Source organism: Arthrobacter oryzae (assembly GCF_031454875.1).
Lineage (GTDB): Bacteria > Actinomycetota > Actinomycetes > Actinomycetales > Micrococcaceae > Arthrobacter > Arthrobacter oryzae_D.
Map to the genome: position 1 here is coordinate 48,371 of NZ_JAVDRQ010000017.1, position 13,213 is coordinate 61,583.

Sequence of the window (13,213 nt, forward strand, 5' to 3'; positions counted from 1 at the left end):
CTGCCTTGTGCTCGCCCCCGGGTTGCACCGCATGCCGGCAATTGCGGACAGTCAGCGTCCGCATAGGGTTCGGCCAGGCCACTGCCCCTCCACAAGCCCCGGACGGCGCTGTTGTCCACATGGCGTGTCTGCTCTCTGTCGCGACAACTGGGTACTGGGCACAGTGTCAGGATGAGCAGGCAACATCTCCAGAAACCCGCCCCGGAAGTCAGCGGTCCCGGCCTTGTGACGGAGTTCGGCATAGCTTCCCGGCCAGACGCCGCCGCGGCTTCCGGTGCAGGCGCAGGGCCTCCGGAACCGGCCACGGCGGCGCGCCGTGCAGCGCGCGCCGCTGCCCGCGCCGCACCGCCCGGGAGCGAAGGTCCTGCTGCCCGGGGAAACCACGCCGGGGCACGCGGGACAGCGCGGGACGGCGGCGGGGGCGGCAGGGCTGGGCGGGACGGTGCCGCGCGGGACAGGGTCGGGCGGGACGCGGCCGGACCGGACGCTGCCGGGCGCCCATGGCGCGGGCGGCAAACGCCCGCACAGCAATCACCAGGCGCACCGCCCGGTGCGGGCAGTGCGCCGGGCCGCCCCAGTTCCCCGTCCGGGGATTCCTCGCTGGGGCCACGGGCTCCGGGCGCATGGCTTCCGGCCGAGTCCGCGGAAACGCTCCTGGTGACGGGCTTTGACTTCCTGCGCGGCGAGGTTGAGCGGATCGTCGCAGCAGCCGGCGGCCAGCTTCGAGTGGTGGCTGATGCCATGGAAGCCGCTCCCTTCTGGGACACTGCAGCCGTCGTCCTTGTGGGCAGCGATATCCGCGAACTGCCGCCCCGGCGCCGGGCACCTGCCGTTCTCGTGGGTTTGGGCGGCGAGGGAGACAGTCTCTGGCACCTCGCCGCGGCAATGGGAGCCGAACGAGTGGCAGTACTGCCCGATGCTGCCGCGTGGCTGGCTGAATACCTGAACCGATCCCGGTCACCGGAAGCCGGAGGGCTTGTTCTGGGCGTGACCGGCGGGTGCGGTGGCGCCGGAGCAACAACCGCCGCCATCTGGATCGCCCAGTCAGCCGCGGAGTGGGGAGCCAAGGTTCTGCTCATCGACGGAGATCCCTGGGGCGGGGGCCTTGAGCTGGCGCTGGCAGCCGAGGAGTCTCCCGGGCTGCGCTGGACTGACCTTTCGGAGGCGAGCGGGAGCATCGACCCGGAACAGCTGTCCGACGCACTCCCGGTAGCGGGCGGGTTCTCCTTCCTGTCCTGGCCGGGCAGCCGCGAACGCCAGCCCGGCGTGGAGGCTGCCACGGTGGGCGGTGTTCTTGACGCTGCCCGGCGGGGCTACGAACTGGTCGTGGTGGACATCGGGCGGGGAACGGAGCCGCTGCGGACGTTCGCGTGGGATTGTGACCGCATCCTTGTGGTGGCGCCTGCGCAGCTCAAGGCCGCTGTTGCCTCGGCCAGGCTGCTGCAGGAGCTACCTCCGGTGGAGACGGCGCTGGTGATCAGGGGCAAGGCCGGTGCCGTCCTTGACGGGCCCCTGATCGCCGAATCCGTGGGGCTGCCGCTGCAGGGACTCGTCCCGGAGGTACGGGGCACTGCCAGTGCCACGGAACTCGGCCGCTTGCTGGAAATGGGACGCCGACGCACCGTACGCCGATTCGCGGCATCAGTCCTGGAGTTGCTTGGCGGTGAGCTTCCATGACCGCGTCTCCGCAGCCGACGGGGCTGTCGCGCTTTCCCAGCCCCGGCGGAAGCTCCAGGCGACGCCCGAACCGTGCCGTGGATGCAGGGCTGCTGGAATCTGTCCGGGAATCGGTAATGGCCGACTCCGGACCGGTGACCCCGTCCCGGGTGGCCGCAGCGGTGCAGGCTACCGGCAAACTCCTGGGGACGGCAGGTTCCCTGGCCGCGGTCGAGCGGATCAGCGCGGAGCTTAACGGCTTGGGACCTCTCCAGGTCCTGATGCGGGATCCGTCGGTCACCGACATCTTCGTCAACGCCCCGGATTCCGTCTGGTTGGACCGCGGCAACGGCCTGGAGCTTACGGCGGTGTCGTTTTCATCAGAAGGGGAGGTCCGCGCCCTGGCGTCCCGGCTCGTGGCGGCAGGCGGGCGGCGCCTGGACGACGGTTCTCCGTGCGTGGACGTCAGGCTCGAGGCCGGGTATCGGATCCACGCTGTCCTCCCGCCCATTTCGACGGCAGGGACCCTTTTGAGCGTCCGAATCCGCCGGCCTGAGGTATTCACGCTGGACGAACTTCGGGACGGCGGCATGTTCGGCAGCCTGGTGCAGGACGTGCTCGAGCGGATGGTTTCCCGGCGGCTGAGCTTCCTGATCAGCGGGGCCACCGGATCAGGCAAGACCACCCTGCTTTCCACGCTGCTGGGGCTGAGCCACCCCGGTGAACGACTCGTACTGATAGAGGATGCCTCCGAACTGAACCCTGTCCATCCGCACGTCGTGTCGCTTGAATCGAGGCACGGAAACCTCGAGGGCGGCGGTGGTGTTGACCTTGCCGAGCTGGTCCGCCAGGCCCTCCGGATGAGGCCCGACCGGCTGGTGGTGGGGGAGTGCCGCGGAGCCGAAGTCCGGGAACTGCTCACGGCCATGAACACCGGGCACACCGGAGGAGGCGGCACCATCCATGCCAACACAGCAGCTGCCGTACCGGCGCGGCTCACGGCACTGGGCGCCCTCGCCGGGATGGGCCAGGACGCCATGCGGCTGCAGGTCGCCAGCGCCCTGGACGTCGTGGTGCACGTTGAACGGGACCGCGCCGGACGTCACGTGGCATGCATCGGCGTCGTCGAGGACCGCCCCCACGGACTCGAAGTGTCAGCGGCCGTGACGGTGCAGGCGGGTATCCTCAGTCTGGGTCCGGCGTGGCCAGGGTTGGCCCTGAGGCTCGGCCTGGATGATTCCGGGCCGGCCGACGGGGTTGCCGGGCCGTCACCCGGGGGAGCCGGGCCAGCCGTGGGGAGATCTGAGCTGCGGCGGCCGAGGCCAGGAGCAGGCACATGATGGCTCTACTGATTGCCGCACTGGCTATCGCTGCGTGGCTGGCACTGCGGCCTCCCGGCGGCCGGTCAGGCAGGATCCGCAATATCCTGGACAGCAGTCACTCAGGGCATTCGGGCCGGGGCAGCAGCAGAGGTCCCGGCCCAGGCAGCCGCAACGGCGGCGACGATCGGCGGGATACGCCCGGGGTGCGGAAGGCACCCCACGGGGCAGATTGGCGGCCAAACTGGCGCGTGAAACGGCCAGGGACGGCCGGCCAGCGCTCCGCCTCCGTACCGATGACGGTTGTTGTCCAGCAGTTGGCCGCACTGCTCAAAGGCGGTCGTACGCCTTTGCGGCTGTGGGATGAACTGTGGCTGGTTTACGCCGCGAAGGAGGACATCGGCGGTGAAGGTGGACCGGGACTCACACCGGCTTCTCTGTCCTTGGTATCGGTGGCCCGGGCAGCTGCCATGCGGGGATCGCCGGTAGCGGACGCCATCCGAGCGGCGTCTGCCGCCGCCTTCTCAGGGCGACAAAATCGGGAACGACGGATCTGGGGCGAGCTTGCCGCCTGTTTCGATATTGCTGCCGCGAGCGGCTGCCCGCTGGCGGATGTCCTGACCCGTTTGGCCGCACAGCTTGAGGTGGAGGACGACGCCGACGCCGCCCGTCAGACGGCCTTGGCCGGGCCGAAGGCCACCGTCACGCTCCTCACCTGGCTGCCGCTTCTGGGTCTGGGGCTAGGGGTCGCACTGGGCGTGGATCCGCTGTCCATCCTGCTCGGCACTCCGTTCGGCGTGGCCGCGCTCGCAGCGGGCATGGTCCTCACAGTCGTCGGCAGGATTTGGTCAGCAAAGCTTGTCCGCTCTGCCGTTGGAACATCATGACGGCGGAATGGGTGCCGTCAGTCTTCTTTGCACTAGTACTGGCGGCCGCTTCGACGCTGGCGTTGACCGGCCGTGGCGGCGCGCGCAGAAGGCTCCGCAGGCAGCATCAGTTGCGTGCGGGCGGAAGAAGGAACGGCGACGGCGGAACTGGAGACCGGCCGGACTTGCAGGCCTATGAGGGTCTGCGTGACACGGCCATGATGCTGGAACTGATTGGAGCGATGCTGGACGCCGGTTCGGGGATCGGACGCGCCCTGGAGCTCGTGGCGGCATCAGCGGCACCGGAGTATCACCGGTCCCTGCGCCCTGTTGTGTCTGCCCTTGCCATTGGGGCCGACTGGGAAACGGCCTGGCGCAGTTCAGAGGCCCGGACACCCGAGCTGCTGATCCTGCGACAGGCACTGGGGTTCGCCGCCCTGACAGGGGCGCCATCGTCCGCCATTCTCTACGCCCAGGCTGCCAGGTTGCGACGCGAGCGCTTCCGGGCGGCGGAGAAGCGGGCCGCCGCCCTCGGCGTCAGGCTGGTGGTCCCGCTCGGCCTGTGTTCGCTGCCCGCCTTCATCTGTCTGGGCGTAGTGCCGGTGTTGCTCGCGATGCTCCCGTCCGGAGCCTGATCGGGGTCCTTGTGCGTCCCTGCAACGGCATCCAAGTGCTCCTCCACAGCCAGGACTTCGAGGCCTTTTCCACTTAGCCAAACTTCTGCCTTATCCGCGTTCGCCGGAGCCGGGAGAGTCGAATCAGCCGGCAACTCAGCCGGAAAACCAATGAAAGGAACTGCCATGTCAACCACGTTCAATCACCGTCCGTACGCCCAGCCGGAGAACTCAGGCCTCGCCGGATCGGAAGAAGCGGAGGTCCGGGAAATCTACCCCGGGGCCAGGGCCGCGGCCCCGGTTTCGGCCCCGGGGCGCCGAGGGCTGATGGCATCCGAGCTGGGAATGGCCACCGCAGAATATGCCATCGCCACCTTGGCGGCCGTCGGCTTTGCCGGGATTCTGGTGTTCATTCTCCGCAGCGATGAAGTCCGTGGCTTCCTGCTGAACCTGATCCGGACGGCGCTGGCGTTGCCATGACGCAGGCTGCGCAGCGCGGGGCGTCCGATGGGAAGGGGCTCCGGGGTTCGGGGAAGGACCATGGAGCTGTTACCGCCGAATTCGCGGTGGCGCTGCCGGCCGTCCTGCTCCTGCTGGCCCTGCTGCTCGCTGGCTCAGCAGCCGGGATCACCCAGCTCCGGTTCGAAGAAGCGGCACGGGCGGGCGCAAGGGCGCTGGCCCGAGGCGAGGATGCCGGAGCAGTGGACGGTATAGTCCGGCAACTCGCCGGCGCCTCCGCGTCGGTGTCGGTCGGGGCCGAAGGCGAATGGCTCAGCGTCACGGTGTCCGGCAGGGTCTCCGGTCCTGTCGGGTCGGTAGTCCCCTGGACGCTGTCCGCCCGGGCTATGGCGCGGGGCGAAACTGCCGAAGCAGCTGCCAGCCGTCTCTCAGCGCGGTGGCCCGCACCCACCCGGGACCATCGTCCGGAAGCCTCAGCGTCATGACCGGACAGCGGACTCCGGAGCCGGGACATTCCGAACCGGGCACTCGGGAGCAGCGGATACAAAAACCGCGGCATTCGCTGCCGAGGGCTCCGGAGCCGGGGAACCTGAACCCGGGGAACGCGGAGCCAAGAAATCTGAAACGTCCGGGCCCTCAGGGCCTTCCCGGCCGGTCGCCTGAGCGCGGATCCGGAACGATACTCGCCGCCGGGCTCGGGATGGTGGTGATGGTGGCCATGGCGTTGATGCTCCTGCTGGCCCAATCAGCAGTGATGGCGTCCAGGGCCGCCGCGGCCGCCGACCTCGCGGCGCTGGCCGCCGCGGACGCGCTGCGCGGGATCAGTCCCGGTGTGCCGTGCTCGGTTGCTGCCGATGTCGCGGGCCGGCAAGGCGCAAAGATAGTCAGCTGCACAGAGGGAGGAGGCGAAACTGTGGAGATCCGGACGGAGCTCCTGAACCGCAGCATGTTCGGCGCGGCCACCGGCCATGCCAGGGCCGGTCCGCCACCATGACCCGCCACCGTGACGTCCGAGTTCCCGGCGGGCCGGCGGGCCTGCGGGCGTGGGAGCCATGCGGGCTTCGGCGAGCCCGCCGGCCCCCGCGTCCGCGGTTGCCGGTCGCCGGCGGCGAGTGAGCGACCGAGATCAGAAGCGGCGTCCGCGGTTGCCGTACGCCGGCGGCGAGTGAGCGACCGAGATCAGAAGCCGCGTCCGCGGTTGCCGATCGCTGGTGGCGAGTGAATCAAACGGGGTTAGGAAGAAGGCGGGCTGACCGGAATCACAACGGAGCTGCGTGCTCTTCCGGCTGCCTCGTCCGCCCCGCAGGAGTCGGCTGGGGTTCGCGCAGTTGCTCTGTGGCGTCTTTCAGCAGCACGTCGATAAGGGTGATCGCGGCGGCTTTGTCCAGGGGGTTGTTCTTGTTGCCACATTTGGGCGACTGAACGCAGGACGGGCAGCCGGCATCGCACTCGCAGGCCGCGATGGCATCACGCGTCGCCGACAGCCACACTTTGGCTTTGTCGAAGCCGCGCTCGGCAAAACCGGCGCCGCCGGGGTGCCCGTCGTACACGAAGATCGTGGGCACCCCCGTGTCGGCGTGGATAGCGGTGGACACTCCGCCGATGTCCCAGCGGTCGCTTGACGCCACAAGCGGAAGCAGCCCGATGGCGGCGTGTTCGGCTGCATGCAGTGCGCCGGGGAACTGGGCTTCGATCAGCCCGGCCCCGGTCAGGGAACGGTTATCCACCACAAACCAGACAGCCTTCGTGAACAGGTCCCGTGCCCCGAGTTCCAGCGGTTCCTCACCCAGGATTTCATTCGAAATCAGCGCCTTGCGCTGGAAGGAGACCACCTGTGTTGTCACTTTCACGTCCCCGAAGTGGACGGCAACGTCGCCCCACTGAGCCGTGCGCTGCGTCTCCAGGACTTCGATCTGGGTCACGTCACGGGCTGTGGTGTAGTAGTCGGGGTTGGCGCGGCGCACCATCACGCAGTGGTCCTGCTCGTTCAGGTCTTCCACCACATAGCTGTCGCCCTGATGCACGTACACGGCACCCGTGTGGGCCTGGTAATGCGTTTGGGGTGAGTCCATCGTTCCGAGCAGGGAGCCGGTCTCGGCGTCGACGATGCTCACCGGGCCGCCGCCGTCGGCCCTCAGATTCACCATGGCCGCCGCGCTCTGCGGATGGGTCCAGAACCAGCCGGCCGGGCGTTTGCGGAGGTAGCCCTGGGAGACCAGCTGGTCCAGCAGTTTCTCCGCTGAGGGTCCGAACAGCTCCAGCTCCGCATAACCCAGGGGCAGCTCAGCCGCGGCGGCGCACAGATGCGGCCCCAGCACGTACGGATTGGAGGGATCGAACACCGTGGCTTCTACGGACACATCAAAGATGGCCTCCGGATGGTTTACGAGGTAGGTGTCGAGCGGATCGTCACTGGCTACGAATGCGGCGATGGCATCCTGCCCGGCGCGTCCCGCCCGGCCGATCTGCTGGAAGAGGGAAGCCCTGGTGCCGGGCCATCCTGCAACCAGGACGGCGTCGAGGCCGGAGATGTCGATGCCGAGTTCGAGGGCGGAGGTGCTGGAGACCCCCAGCAGTTCCCCGGAGCGCAGGGCTTTCTCCAGGGCGCGGCGCTCCTCGGGCAGGTACCCGGAACGGTAGGCCGCCACGCGCTGCGGAAGGCTGGGATCCACCTCGTCCAGGAGCCGTTTGGTGATGGCGGAAATGGTCTCGGCCCCGCGCCGGGACTTGATGAATGCAATGGTCCGGATTCGGGAGGAGACCAGATTGGCCAGGAGGTCCGCGGTCTCCGCAACTGCGGTCCTGCGTTCTTTGGCGCCGTTCTCGCCCCGCAGTTCCGTGAGGGCCGGCTCCCAGAACGCCACGGTGGTGGAGCCGTGCGGCGAGGAATCCTCGGACACGGCCCGGACGGGTGCACCGATGAGCCGGCCGAAGGACGTGCCCGGTTCGGAGGCCGTTGCCGAGGCCGCGATGAACACCGGGCCGGGCTGGGAGGTATTGGCGCTGTAGTACGCGCAGATGCGCCGCAGCCGTCGCATCAGGTTGGCCACGTGGGATCCGAAGACGCCGCGGTAGCTGTGGGCCTCGTCCACAATGACGTACTTGAGCCGGCGGAAGAAGCTGGCCCACCAGGCGTGGTTGGGCAGGATGCCGAAGTGCAGCATGTCGGGGTTGGCCAGGATGACGTTGGCGTGGTCCCGGATCCAGCGTCGCGACGCGGGGTCGGTATCGCCGTCGTATGTTTCCGCCCTGACAGTCGGGAGCCTCAGCGAGCGGATAGCGGCAAGCTGATCGGCGGCCAGGGCCTTGGTGGGGGAGAGATAAAGGGCCACGGCGCCGTCGTCGTGGATTTTTCCCGGCTCGGAAAGGACCCGCAGCTCGGAGCGGTGGATCGCGTCCAGCGCGGGCAGCTGATAGGCCAGCGACTTGCCGGAGGCGGTCCCCGTGGCGATCACTACATGCTCGCCACCGTGGGCAAAGTTCGCTGCCTGAATCTGGTGACGGTACGGTTCATGGATTCCCAGGGAACCGTAGGCCTTGACGAGATCGGGGTGGGTCCATTCCGGCCACGGCTCGTTCACGGCCTGCCGGGCAGGAATGATGCGCACATGACGCAGCTGCTCCGGGTCCGGGCCACGGCCCAGCAGCGGAATCAGGGAGTCATGGAGGTTCACCACAATATTGTTTCATCCGGGCCCAAATCGCCCGGCACCCGCAATGCCGTCGGTGGATGGGCGTCAGCTGACGGAAAGGTCAGCGCCCTCTTCCGACGCGGACAACATCAGCACGTGGCACAGGGTTGTCCAGCCCAGGTGGGAGTACAGCTTCTGTCCGTCCAGCGATGCCAGCAACAGGCCGTTTACCACGTCGTGCTCGAAGGCCTGCGCCGCCAAGGCCTTCATGATGAAGCTTCCCAGCCCACGCCGTTGATAGTCGGGTTCGGTGACGATCTTGTCGAAAACGGCAGTACGACCCACCACGAACACGCGACCGCTCACCGCCACCGATTCGCCGGCGTGCACTACGGCATGGTGGACGCCGTCCTTCGTGAACGTGCTCAGTTTCAGGTCATCGTCCGACAGCCACGGATCTTCGGAGTCCTGCGTCTCCATGTCCACGATCATCATGGTTTGGGAAGCGGAGGTGACGTTCAGGCCCTGCTGCTGGGCCAGGTACGTATATCGCGCGACGTCATTGGTGAGGACGGTGAGGATCCGTGCCGGGGCTTCAGCCGTTTTCGCTGCAAGTTCAGCGAATTCAGTGTCCGAGGGATCGTGGGCGAAATATTCCCATTCCTTGGTGGTGTCCGCCCGCAGCGCGGCCGGGAAGCGGCCTTCTGTCCGCGTCTCGTAGCCGCGGCAACCGGCCCATCCGGTCACCCAGATCTCGACGAGGCGGGTGATGTCTTCAACCATGGCGTCTGGACTCATGTGACGAGAGTATTCCAGCCATGCCACAAGCAACAGGGGTAGGGTCCGGGAAGTGGGCTTGCTTATTGAATTGTGACCCGGGCCGGCGGCTGCGGCCAAGGTCCCGGTCCCGGCATCTGGTTCCGGCACCTGAAGGACCAAGTACCCTTAAATGTGGCTTTGAACCGAATTGTTCTCTTTTACGGCTTTACTCCGATCTCCGACCCCGACGCCGTGCGCCTGTGGCAGCGCGCCCTTTGCGAGAAGCTCGGCCTGACCGGACGCATCCTTATCTCGAAGGACGGCATCAACGCGACCGTCGGCGGCGAGCTGAACGCCGTCAAGCAGTACGTGAAGACAACACGCGAGTACAAGGGCTTCCATGGCATTGACGTCAAATGGTCCGACGGCGGAGCAGAGGACTTCCCGCGGCTCAGCGTCAAGGTGCGCGATGAGGTTGTCTCCTTCGGTGCCCCCGGGGAGCTTAGGGTGGACGCAAACGGCGTTGTCGGCGGAGGAACGCATCTCAAGCCCGAAGAGCTTCACCAACTGGTGGACGCCAAGAAGGAGAGCGGCGAGGACGTGGTGTTCTTCGACGGCCGCAACGCGTTCGAAGCCCAGATCGGCAAGTTCAGGGATGCGATCGTCCCGGACGTGGCTACCACGCACGATTTCATCAAGGAACTCGACTCGGGCAAATACGATTCCCTCAAGGACAAACCGGTGGTCACCTACTGCACCGGCGGCATCCGCTGTGAAGTGCTCTCCAGCCTCATGGTGAACCGCGGGTTCAAAGAGGTTTACCAGCTCGACGGCGGGATCGTCCGCTACGGCGAAACGTTCAAGGATCAGGGCCTCTGGGAAGGCTCGCTCTACGTCTTCGATAAGCGCATGCACCTCGAATTCAGTGAGGATGCCAAGACCATCGGCGAGTGTGTGCGCTGTACGGCCCCCACCAGCAAGTTCGAGAACTGCTCCAACCCCAGCTGCCGCACGCTCACGCTGTACTGTGCGGAGTGCGCCTCCAGCCCCGAGACTCTCCGCTGCCCCGAAGGCTGCGCCGCCTAGTTCAGGTTCCCTGGCTCCTCGGGGTCTCGCCCGGGGTTATGCGTCCGGTCCGGCACCGGACCCACGCGGCAGCCATGTCATTCAGATCCGGCTCACCCGGTAGGCGAAGTTCGCGGCGGACTGGGCGGCCACTTCCATGCTGAGCACGGAGTCCTCGGACACATGGATCACGTTCACCCTGGATGTGCCGCACCGCAGGCTCAGGTCCACCAGCGCAAACTCGCCGTCACGCACGGTGAAGGACACTCTGCGGGCGCTCTTGCAGGCCAGGGTCAGCGAGTAGGTTCCGCTGGGCAGATGCCCGGTGCTTTCGTGGCGTGTGGTGCCCGCCTTCAGCAGGCCGAAACCCGTGTGGAAAACCTGGCCGGCCGTCTCGGGGAGTACCTGTTCCACCCAGGCGTCGAGTTCCGCACCGGACACCGGCAGGTTCCGCCGCGGGTCCTGCGGCAGCGCCGCGTCCGTGAAGGTCGGGGCGGTAGCGCTTGGCAGCGGCCCGCGGCCGTCGTCGTACACATACTCGCAGCCGCTCAGCGCCGCCCCTGCGGCCAGCAGACCGGAAAGCACGACGGCGGCCGCCGCGGCCGTCCGCCGTGGCACCAGGGGTGCCTGCACGGTGTGCATACTCTGACTTTAGGCCTGCCGCCATCCTCAAACCAGAGCACGCCTCGGCAGCTTTCCTGGCCACTGAGGGCTGTATGTCGGAAGGAAATCGGTCAGGGCTGAGCAGAGGAAGAAGCTGCTGCGTCGCTGATACGCATCACACCACCAGCGGCCCGCAGGTGACCGTCCCCTACCGCCACCAGGCGGACAGTCAGGGGTCCCGGCCGGAGCTCAACGTCGCGGCTGAATACTTCGGCGCAGGGAGTGGTGAATTCCAGTAGTGCGTTGCTGGAAGGGGACCTGACCGACAGCGTGGCATGGGGCGAACCGATGCAGACGGCGGTGATTTTGTAGGTGGCCGTCTCGGTCACGCTGGTTGTGAATTCCAACCCGCCCTCGCTGTTTCCCTGCCCGCTGATTCCCCCGGCAGCTCCGCCCAGACCGATGGGCACCTCCACCAGGGCCAGTTCCAGAGCGGCCATGTTGCGGCCCAGTTCGGCTTCACGTTCCGGATCCACGGATGGCAGCGGCACCGCTGAGGCCACGCCGCTGCCCGTCCGGCTGGCGCCGCGTGACGGGTCCGCCCCGACGTCGTCCGCGTATTCACAGCCGGCCAGGCCGGCGACCATCAGGGTACCGGCCAGCAGCAAAACTGCGCGGTTTGGTGCCCGGTCCGCCATTACTGCCCGCTCCCGGCAGCTGGCAGCAGGCTGTACGCGGCCTGGAGGGGATGGTTGTTCGAGTCCACCATGACCATGACACCCTCGGGGCCCACCGGAAAGTCGGCCGAAAAGGGCCTGCCGCAGGGAAGGCTGCTGCCCTGGAACAGATCCTCACCCTTGGGTCGGAGAACGGTGACGTCCACCGTGGCCCGTCCCTCGCAGACGAACGTGAAGGTCAGTGTTCCCGGCTCCGCCGGAGGGCCGGAATGATGCCAATTTCCTGCCCACGGATAGCCCCGGAACTCACCGGCCTGCACAGGTCCGAGTTCTCCGGCCGCCCAGGCTGTTGTTTCGGCGGCCGAGGGGCCGCGGGGCGCCGGATCCGGATCCAGCTTGACGCCTGTGAAGACGTACGGCGAGTCGGCCGGCGGCACAACTTCAGCGCTGATCCTGCCGCCCTTGTGGTCCAGGTACACCACTTTGCCCATTCCGCACCGGAACGACGTGCGTTCCGGCTCAGCGTTCCCCAGGCGCACCACCAGTTCGGCCCCCGCCGCCGCAACGCAGGCCGCCGTCAGGAAGTATTCGCCGGTGGGGACCTCCTCGGTCCACGAGGCCGCACCCCCTGAGGCGTAGGGCAGCCCGTTCCCGTCCGGGGGGCCCAGAACTTCCGCCAGCGCGTCGATATAATCCTGTGGGTCCTGTGGGTCCGACCGGTTGGGCGGCGTGCCCCGGTTGTCAGTGCTGGTGCTGGGGCTGGCGCTGGACGGCGGGCCGGACGCTGCGTCCCTCGGCGTGTCAACGTCGGTGCTGTATTCGCAGCCGCCCAGGCCCGCACCGAGTACGCACAGAACCGGCACAACCGCAGCGACGCGAACTATCCGCTTCCCCCAAAGAGCTGACATGTCCCTGAGCATACGCACCGCCGCCCACGGCGCAAGTCACAGCTAGCTTCCTGCCGCCAGATGATAGGCGTACAGGAGCGGAGCGTCCACGCTGGACGCGCTGATCTGCACGGTGCCGGCGGCAGGAACGGTGATTCTGGCGCGCTCGCGGCTGCCGTTGCAGGCGGCCCCGGCTTCCGCAATCTTGCTGCCGCCCGAGGTCACGGTAAAGAAGGCCTTGCCCCCGCCGTCGCACGTCATTGTGAGCGTGTAGGTCCCCGCCGGAACGTCGGCCGCGTCCTTCACCAGCGGCTCGCGGTTGAGGATCTTGCCGGCATCCTCAAGCACGGTTCCACTGGCCGTGGGCAGCGCCGTGGCCTTCCACTCCGGGACGTCGGCGTTTCCGATGGAAACCGCTGAGGAGCAGGCCGAGGCGGCCACTATGAGGCAGCTGCCTGCAACTGTTGTGCCGACGATGTGCCTCAGCGGAATCAGCCGTTGCGGCGCGAATAAACGTGAAAGCATACGTCCAACTTACCGGCTGGAGCCCGTGGGCTCGGACGCGTGCTTTGGCGCCCGGAGGCCTCCGGAAAAGGCTGGCCGGCTATCAGTTCCATGGGGCCACGGTGGGCCGTGGTGCACCGGCAAGGACCGGAGCCGCGACCTTCCGCAGCAG

At 67.5% G+C, this 13,213-nt stretch carries 14 protein-coding genes; 8 read left to right on the forward strand and 6 right to left on the reverse strand.

Translation table 11 applies throughout. The annotated features are described in order from the left end of the window. Nucleotides 1–171 precede the first annotated feature (171 nt). From ssd to J2805_RS22600, 7 genes are all read left to right on the forward strand, one after another. Nucleotides 172–1,677 carry a septum site-determining protein Ssd gene (gene ssd / locus J2805_RS22570; protein WP_396134463.1) on the forward strand — a complete coding sequence of 502 codons (1,506 nt, stop codon included), beginning with the start codon at nt 172–174 and terminating at the stop codon, nt 1,675–1,677. After that, nucleotides 1,674–2,996 carry a TadA family conjugal transfer-associated ATPase gene (locus J2805_RS22575; protein ID WP_309980263.1) on the forward strand — a complete coding sequence of 441 codons (1,323 nt, stop codon included), beginning with the start codon at nt 1,674–1,676 and terminating at the stop codon, nt 2,994–2,996. The genes ssd and J2805_RS22575 overlap by 4 nt, the downstream gene beginning before the upstream one ends. Next, nucleotides 2,993–3,862 (forward strand): hypothetical protein, encoded by an 870-nt coding sequence (locus J2805_RS22580; protein ID WP_309980264.1) that lies wholly within the window; start codon nt 2,993–2,995, stop codon nt 3,860–3,862. The genes J2805_RS22575 and J2805_RS22580 overlap by 4 nt, the downstream gene beginning before the upstream one ends. After that, nucleotides 3,859–4,476, forward strand: coding sequence for a type II secretion system F family protein (locus J2805_RS22585; RefSeq protein WP_309980265.1), 618 nt, complete (start codon nt 3,859–3,861; stop codon nt 4,474–4,476). Before J2805_RS22580 ends, J2805_RS22585 begins: the two co-directional genes overlap by 4 nt. 165 nt (nt 4,477–4,641) lie before the next feature. Further along, nucleotides 4,642–4,935, forward strand: coding sequence for a DUF4244 domain-containing protein (locus J2805_RS22590; protein WP_309980266.1), 294 nt, complete (start codon nt 4,642–4,644; stop codon nt 4,933–4,935). Further along, nucleotides 4,932–5,399 carry a TadE family type IV pilus minor pilin gene (locus J2805_RS22595; protein ID WP_309980267.1) on the forward strand — a complete coding sequence of 156 codons (468 nt, stop codon included), beginning with the start codon at nt 4,932–4,934 and terminating at the stop codon, nt 5,397–5,399. The genes J2805_RS22590 and J2805_RS22595 overlap by 4 nt, the downstream gene beginning before the upstream one ends. Next, complete coding sequence (locus tag J2805_RS22600; protein WP_309980268.1) at nt 5,396–5,908, forward strand: Rv3654c family TadE-like protein; 513 nt, start codon at nt 5,396–5,398, stop codon at nt 5,906–5,908. The genes J2805_RS22595 and J2805_RS22600 overlap by 4 nt, the downstream gene beginning before the upstream one ends. Nucleotides 5,909–6,173: 265 nt before the next feature. On the opposite strand, the gene J2805_RS22605 is transcribed toward J2805_RS22600, so the two are convergent. Then, nucleotides 6,174–8,588 carry a DEAD/DEAH box helicase gene (locus tag J2805_RS22605; protein ID WP_309980269.1) on the reverse strand — a complete coding sequence of 805 codons (2,415 nt, stop codon included), beginning with the start codon at nt 8,586–8,588 and terminating at the stop codon, nt 6,174–6,176. A 63-nt stretch (nt 8,589–8,651) separates the two neighbouring features. Then, nucleotides 8,652–9,344 (reverse strand): GNAT family N-acetyltransferase, encoded by a 693-nt coding sequence (locus J2805_RS22610; protein ID WP_309980270.1) that lies wholly within the window; start codon nt 9,342–9,344, stop codon nt 8,652–8,654. Between the two features lie 153 nt (nt 9,345–9,497). Here J2805_RS22610 and trhO point away from each other — a divergent pair, with 153 nt between their 5' ends. Then, complete coding sequence (trhO, locus tag J2805_RS22615) at nt 9,498–10,391, forward strand: oxygen-dependent tRNA uridine(34) hydroxylase TrhO (RefSeq protein WP_309980271.1); 894 nt, start codon at nt 9,498–9,500, stop codon at nt 10,389–10,391. Nucleotides 10,392–10,472: 81 nt separating this feature from the next. Here trhO and J2805_RS22620 read toward each other — a convergent pair whose 3' ends face one another. The 4 genes from J2805_RS22620 to J2805_RS22635 form a co-directional block, all read right to left on the reverse strand. Then, nucleotides 10,473–11,012, reverse strand: coding sequence for a DUF6023 family protein (locus tag J2805_RS22620; RefSeq protein ID WP_309980272.1), 540 nt, complete (start codon nt 11,010–11,012; stop codon nt 10,473–10,475). Nucleotides 11,013–11,104: 92 nt separating this feature from the next. Then, nucleotides 11,105–11,671: a hypothetical protein gene (locus J2805_RS22625; protein WP_309980273.1), complete on the reverse strand. Its 567-nt coding sequence runs from the start codon at nt 11,669–11,671 to the stop codon at nt 11,105–11,107. Continuing rightward, a complete protein-coding gene (locus tag J2805_RS22630; RefSeq protein WP_309980274.1) occupies nt 11,671–12,558 on the reverse strand; it encodes a hypothetical protein in 888 nt (295 codons plus the stop codon). The genes J2805_RS22625 and J2805_RS22630 overlap by 1 nt, the downstream gene beginning before the upstream one ends. A 42-nt stretch (nt 12,559–12,600) precedes the next feature. After that, complete coding sequence (locus tag J2805_RS22635; protein ID WP_309980275.1) at nt 12,601–13,062, reverse strand: hypothetical protein; 462 nt, start codon at nt 13,060–13,062, stop codon at nt 12,601–12,603. Nucleotides 13,063–13,213: the final 151 nt, after the last annotated feature.

What these genes read in the sequence shown, in the direction of transcription:
- ssd (WP_396134463.1), top strand. Translation starts at nt 172, where the DNA reads ATGAGCAGGCAACATCTCCAGAAACCCGCCCCGGAAGTCAGCGGTCCC.
- J2805_RS22575 (WP_309980263.1), top strand. Translation starts at nt 1,674, where the DNA reads ATGACCGCGTCTCCGCAGCCGACGGGGCTGTCGCGCTTTCCCAGCCCC.
- J2805_RS22580 (WP_309980264.1), top strand. Translation starts at nt 2,993, where the DNA reads ATGATGGCTCTACTGATTGCCGCACTGGCTATCGCTGCGTGGCTGGCA.
- J2805_RS22585 (WP_309980265.1), top strand. Translation starts at nt 3,859, where the DNA reads ATGACGGCGGAATGGGTGCCGTCAGTCTTCTTTGCACTAGTACTGGCG.
- J2805_RS22590 (WP_309980266.1), top strand. Translation starts at nt 4,642, where the DNA reads ATGTCAACCACGTTCAATCACCGTCCGTACGCCCAGCCGGAGAACTCA.
- J2805_RS22595 (WP_309980267.1), top strand. Translation starts at nt 4,932, where the DNA reads ATGACGCAGGCTGCGCAGCGCGGGGCGTCCGATGGGAAGGGGCTCCGG.
- J2805_RS22600 (WP_309980268.1), top strand. Translation starts at nt 5,396, where the DNA reads ATGACCGGACAGCGGACTCCGGAGCCGGGACATTCCGAACCGGGCACT.
- J2805_RS22610 (WP_309980270.1), bottom strand. Translation starts at nt 9,344, where the DNA reads ATGAGTCCAGACGCCATGGTTGAAGACATCACCCGCCTCGTCGAGATC.
- J2805_RS22620 (WP_309980272.1), bottom strand. Translation starts at nt 11,012, where the DNA reads ATGCACACCGTGCAGGCACCCCTGGTGCCACGGCGGACGGCCGCGGCG.
- J2805_RS22625 (WP_309980273.1), bottom strand. Translation starts at nt 11,671, where the DNA reads ATGGCGGACCGGGCACCAAACCGCGCAGTTTTGCTGCTGGCCGGTACC.
- J2805_RS22630 (WP_309980274.1), bottom strand. Translation starts at nt 12,558, where the DNA reads ATGTCAGCTCTTTGGGGGAAGCGGATAGTTCGCGTCGCTGCGGTTGTG.
- J2805_RS22635 (WP_309980275.1), bottom strand. Translation starts at nt 13,062, where the DNA reads ATGCTTTCACGTTTATTCGCGCCGCAACGGCTGATTCCGCTGAGGCAC.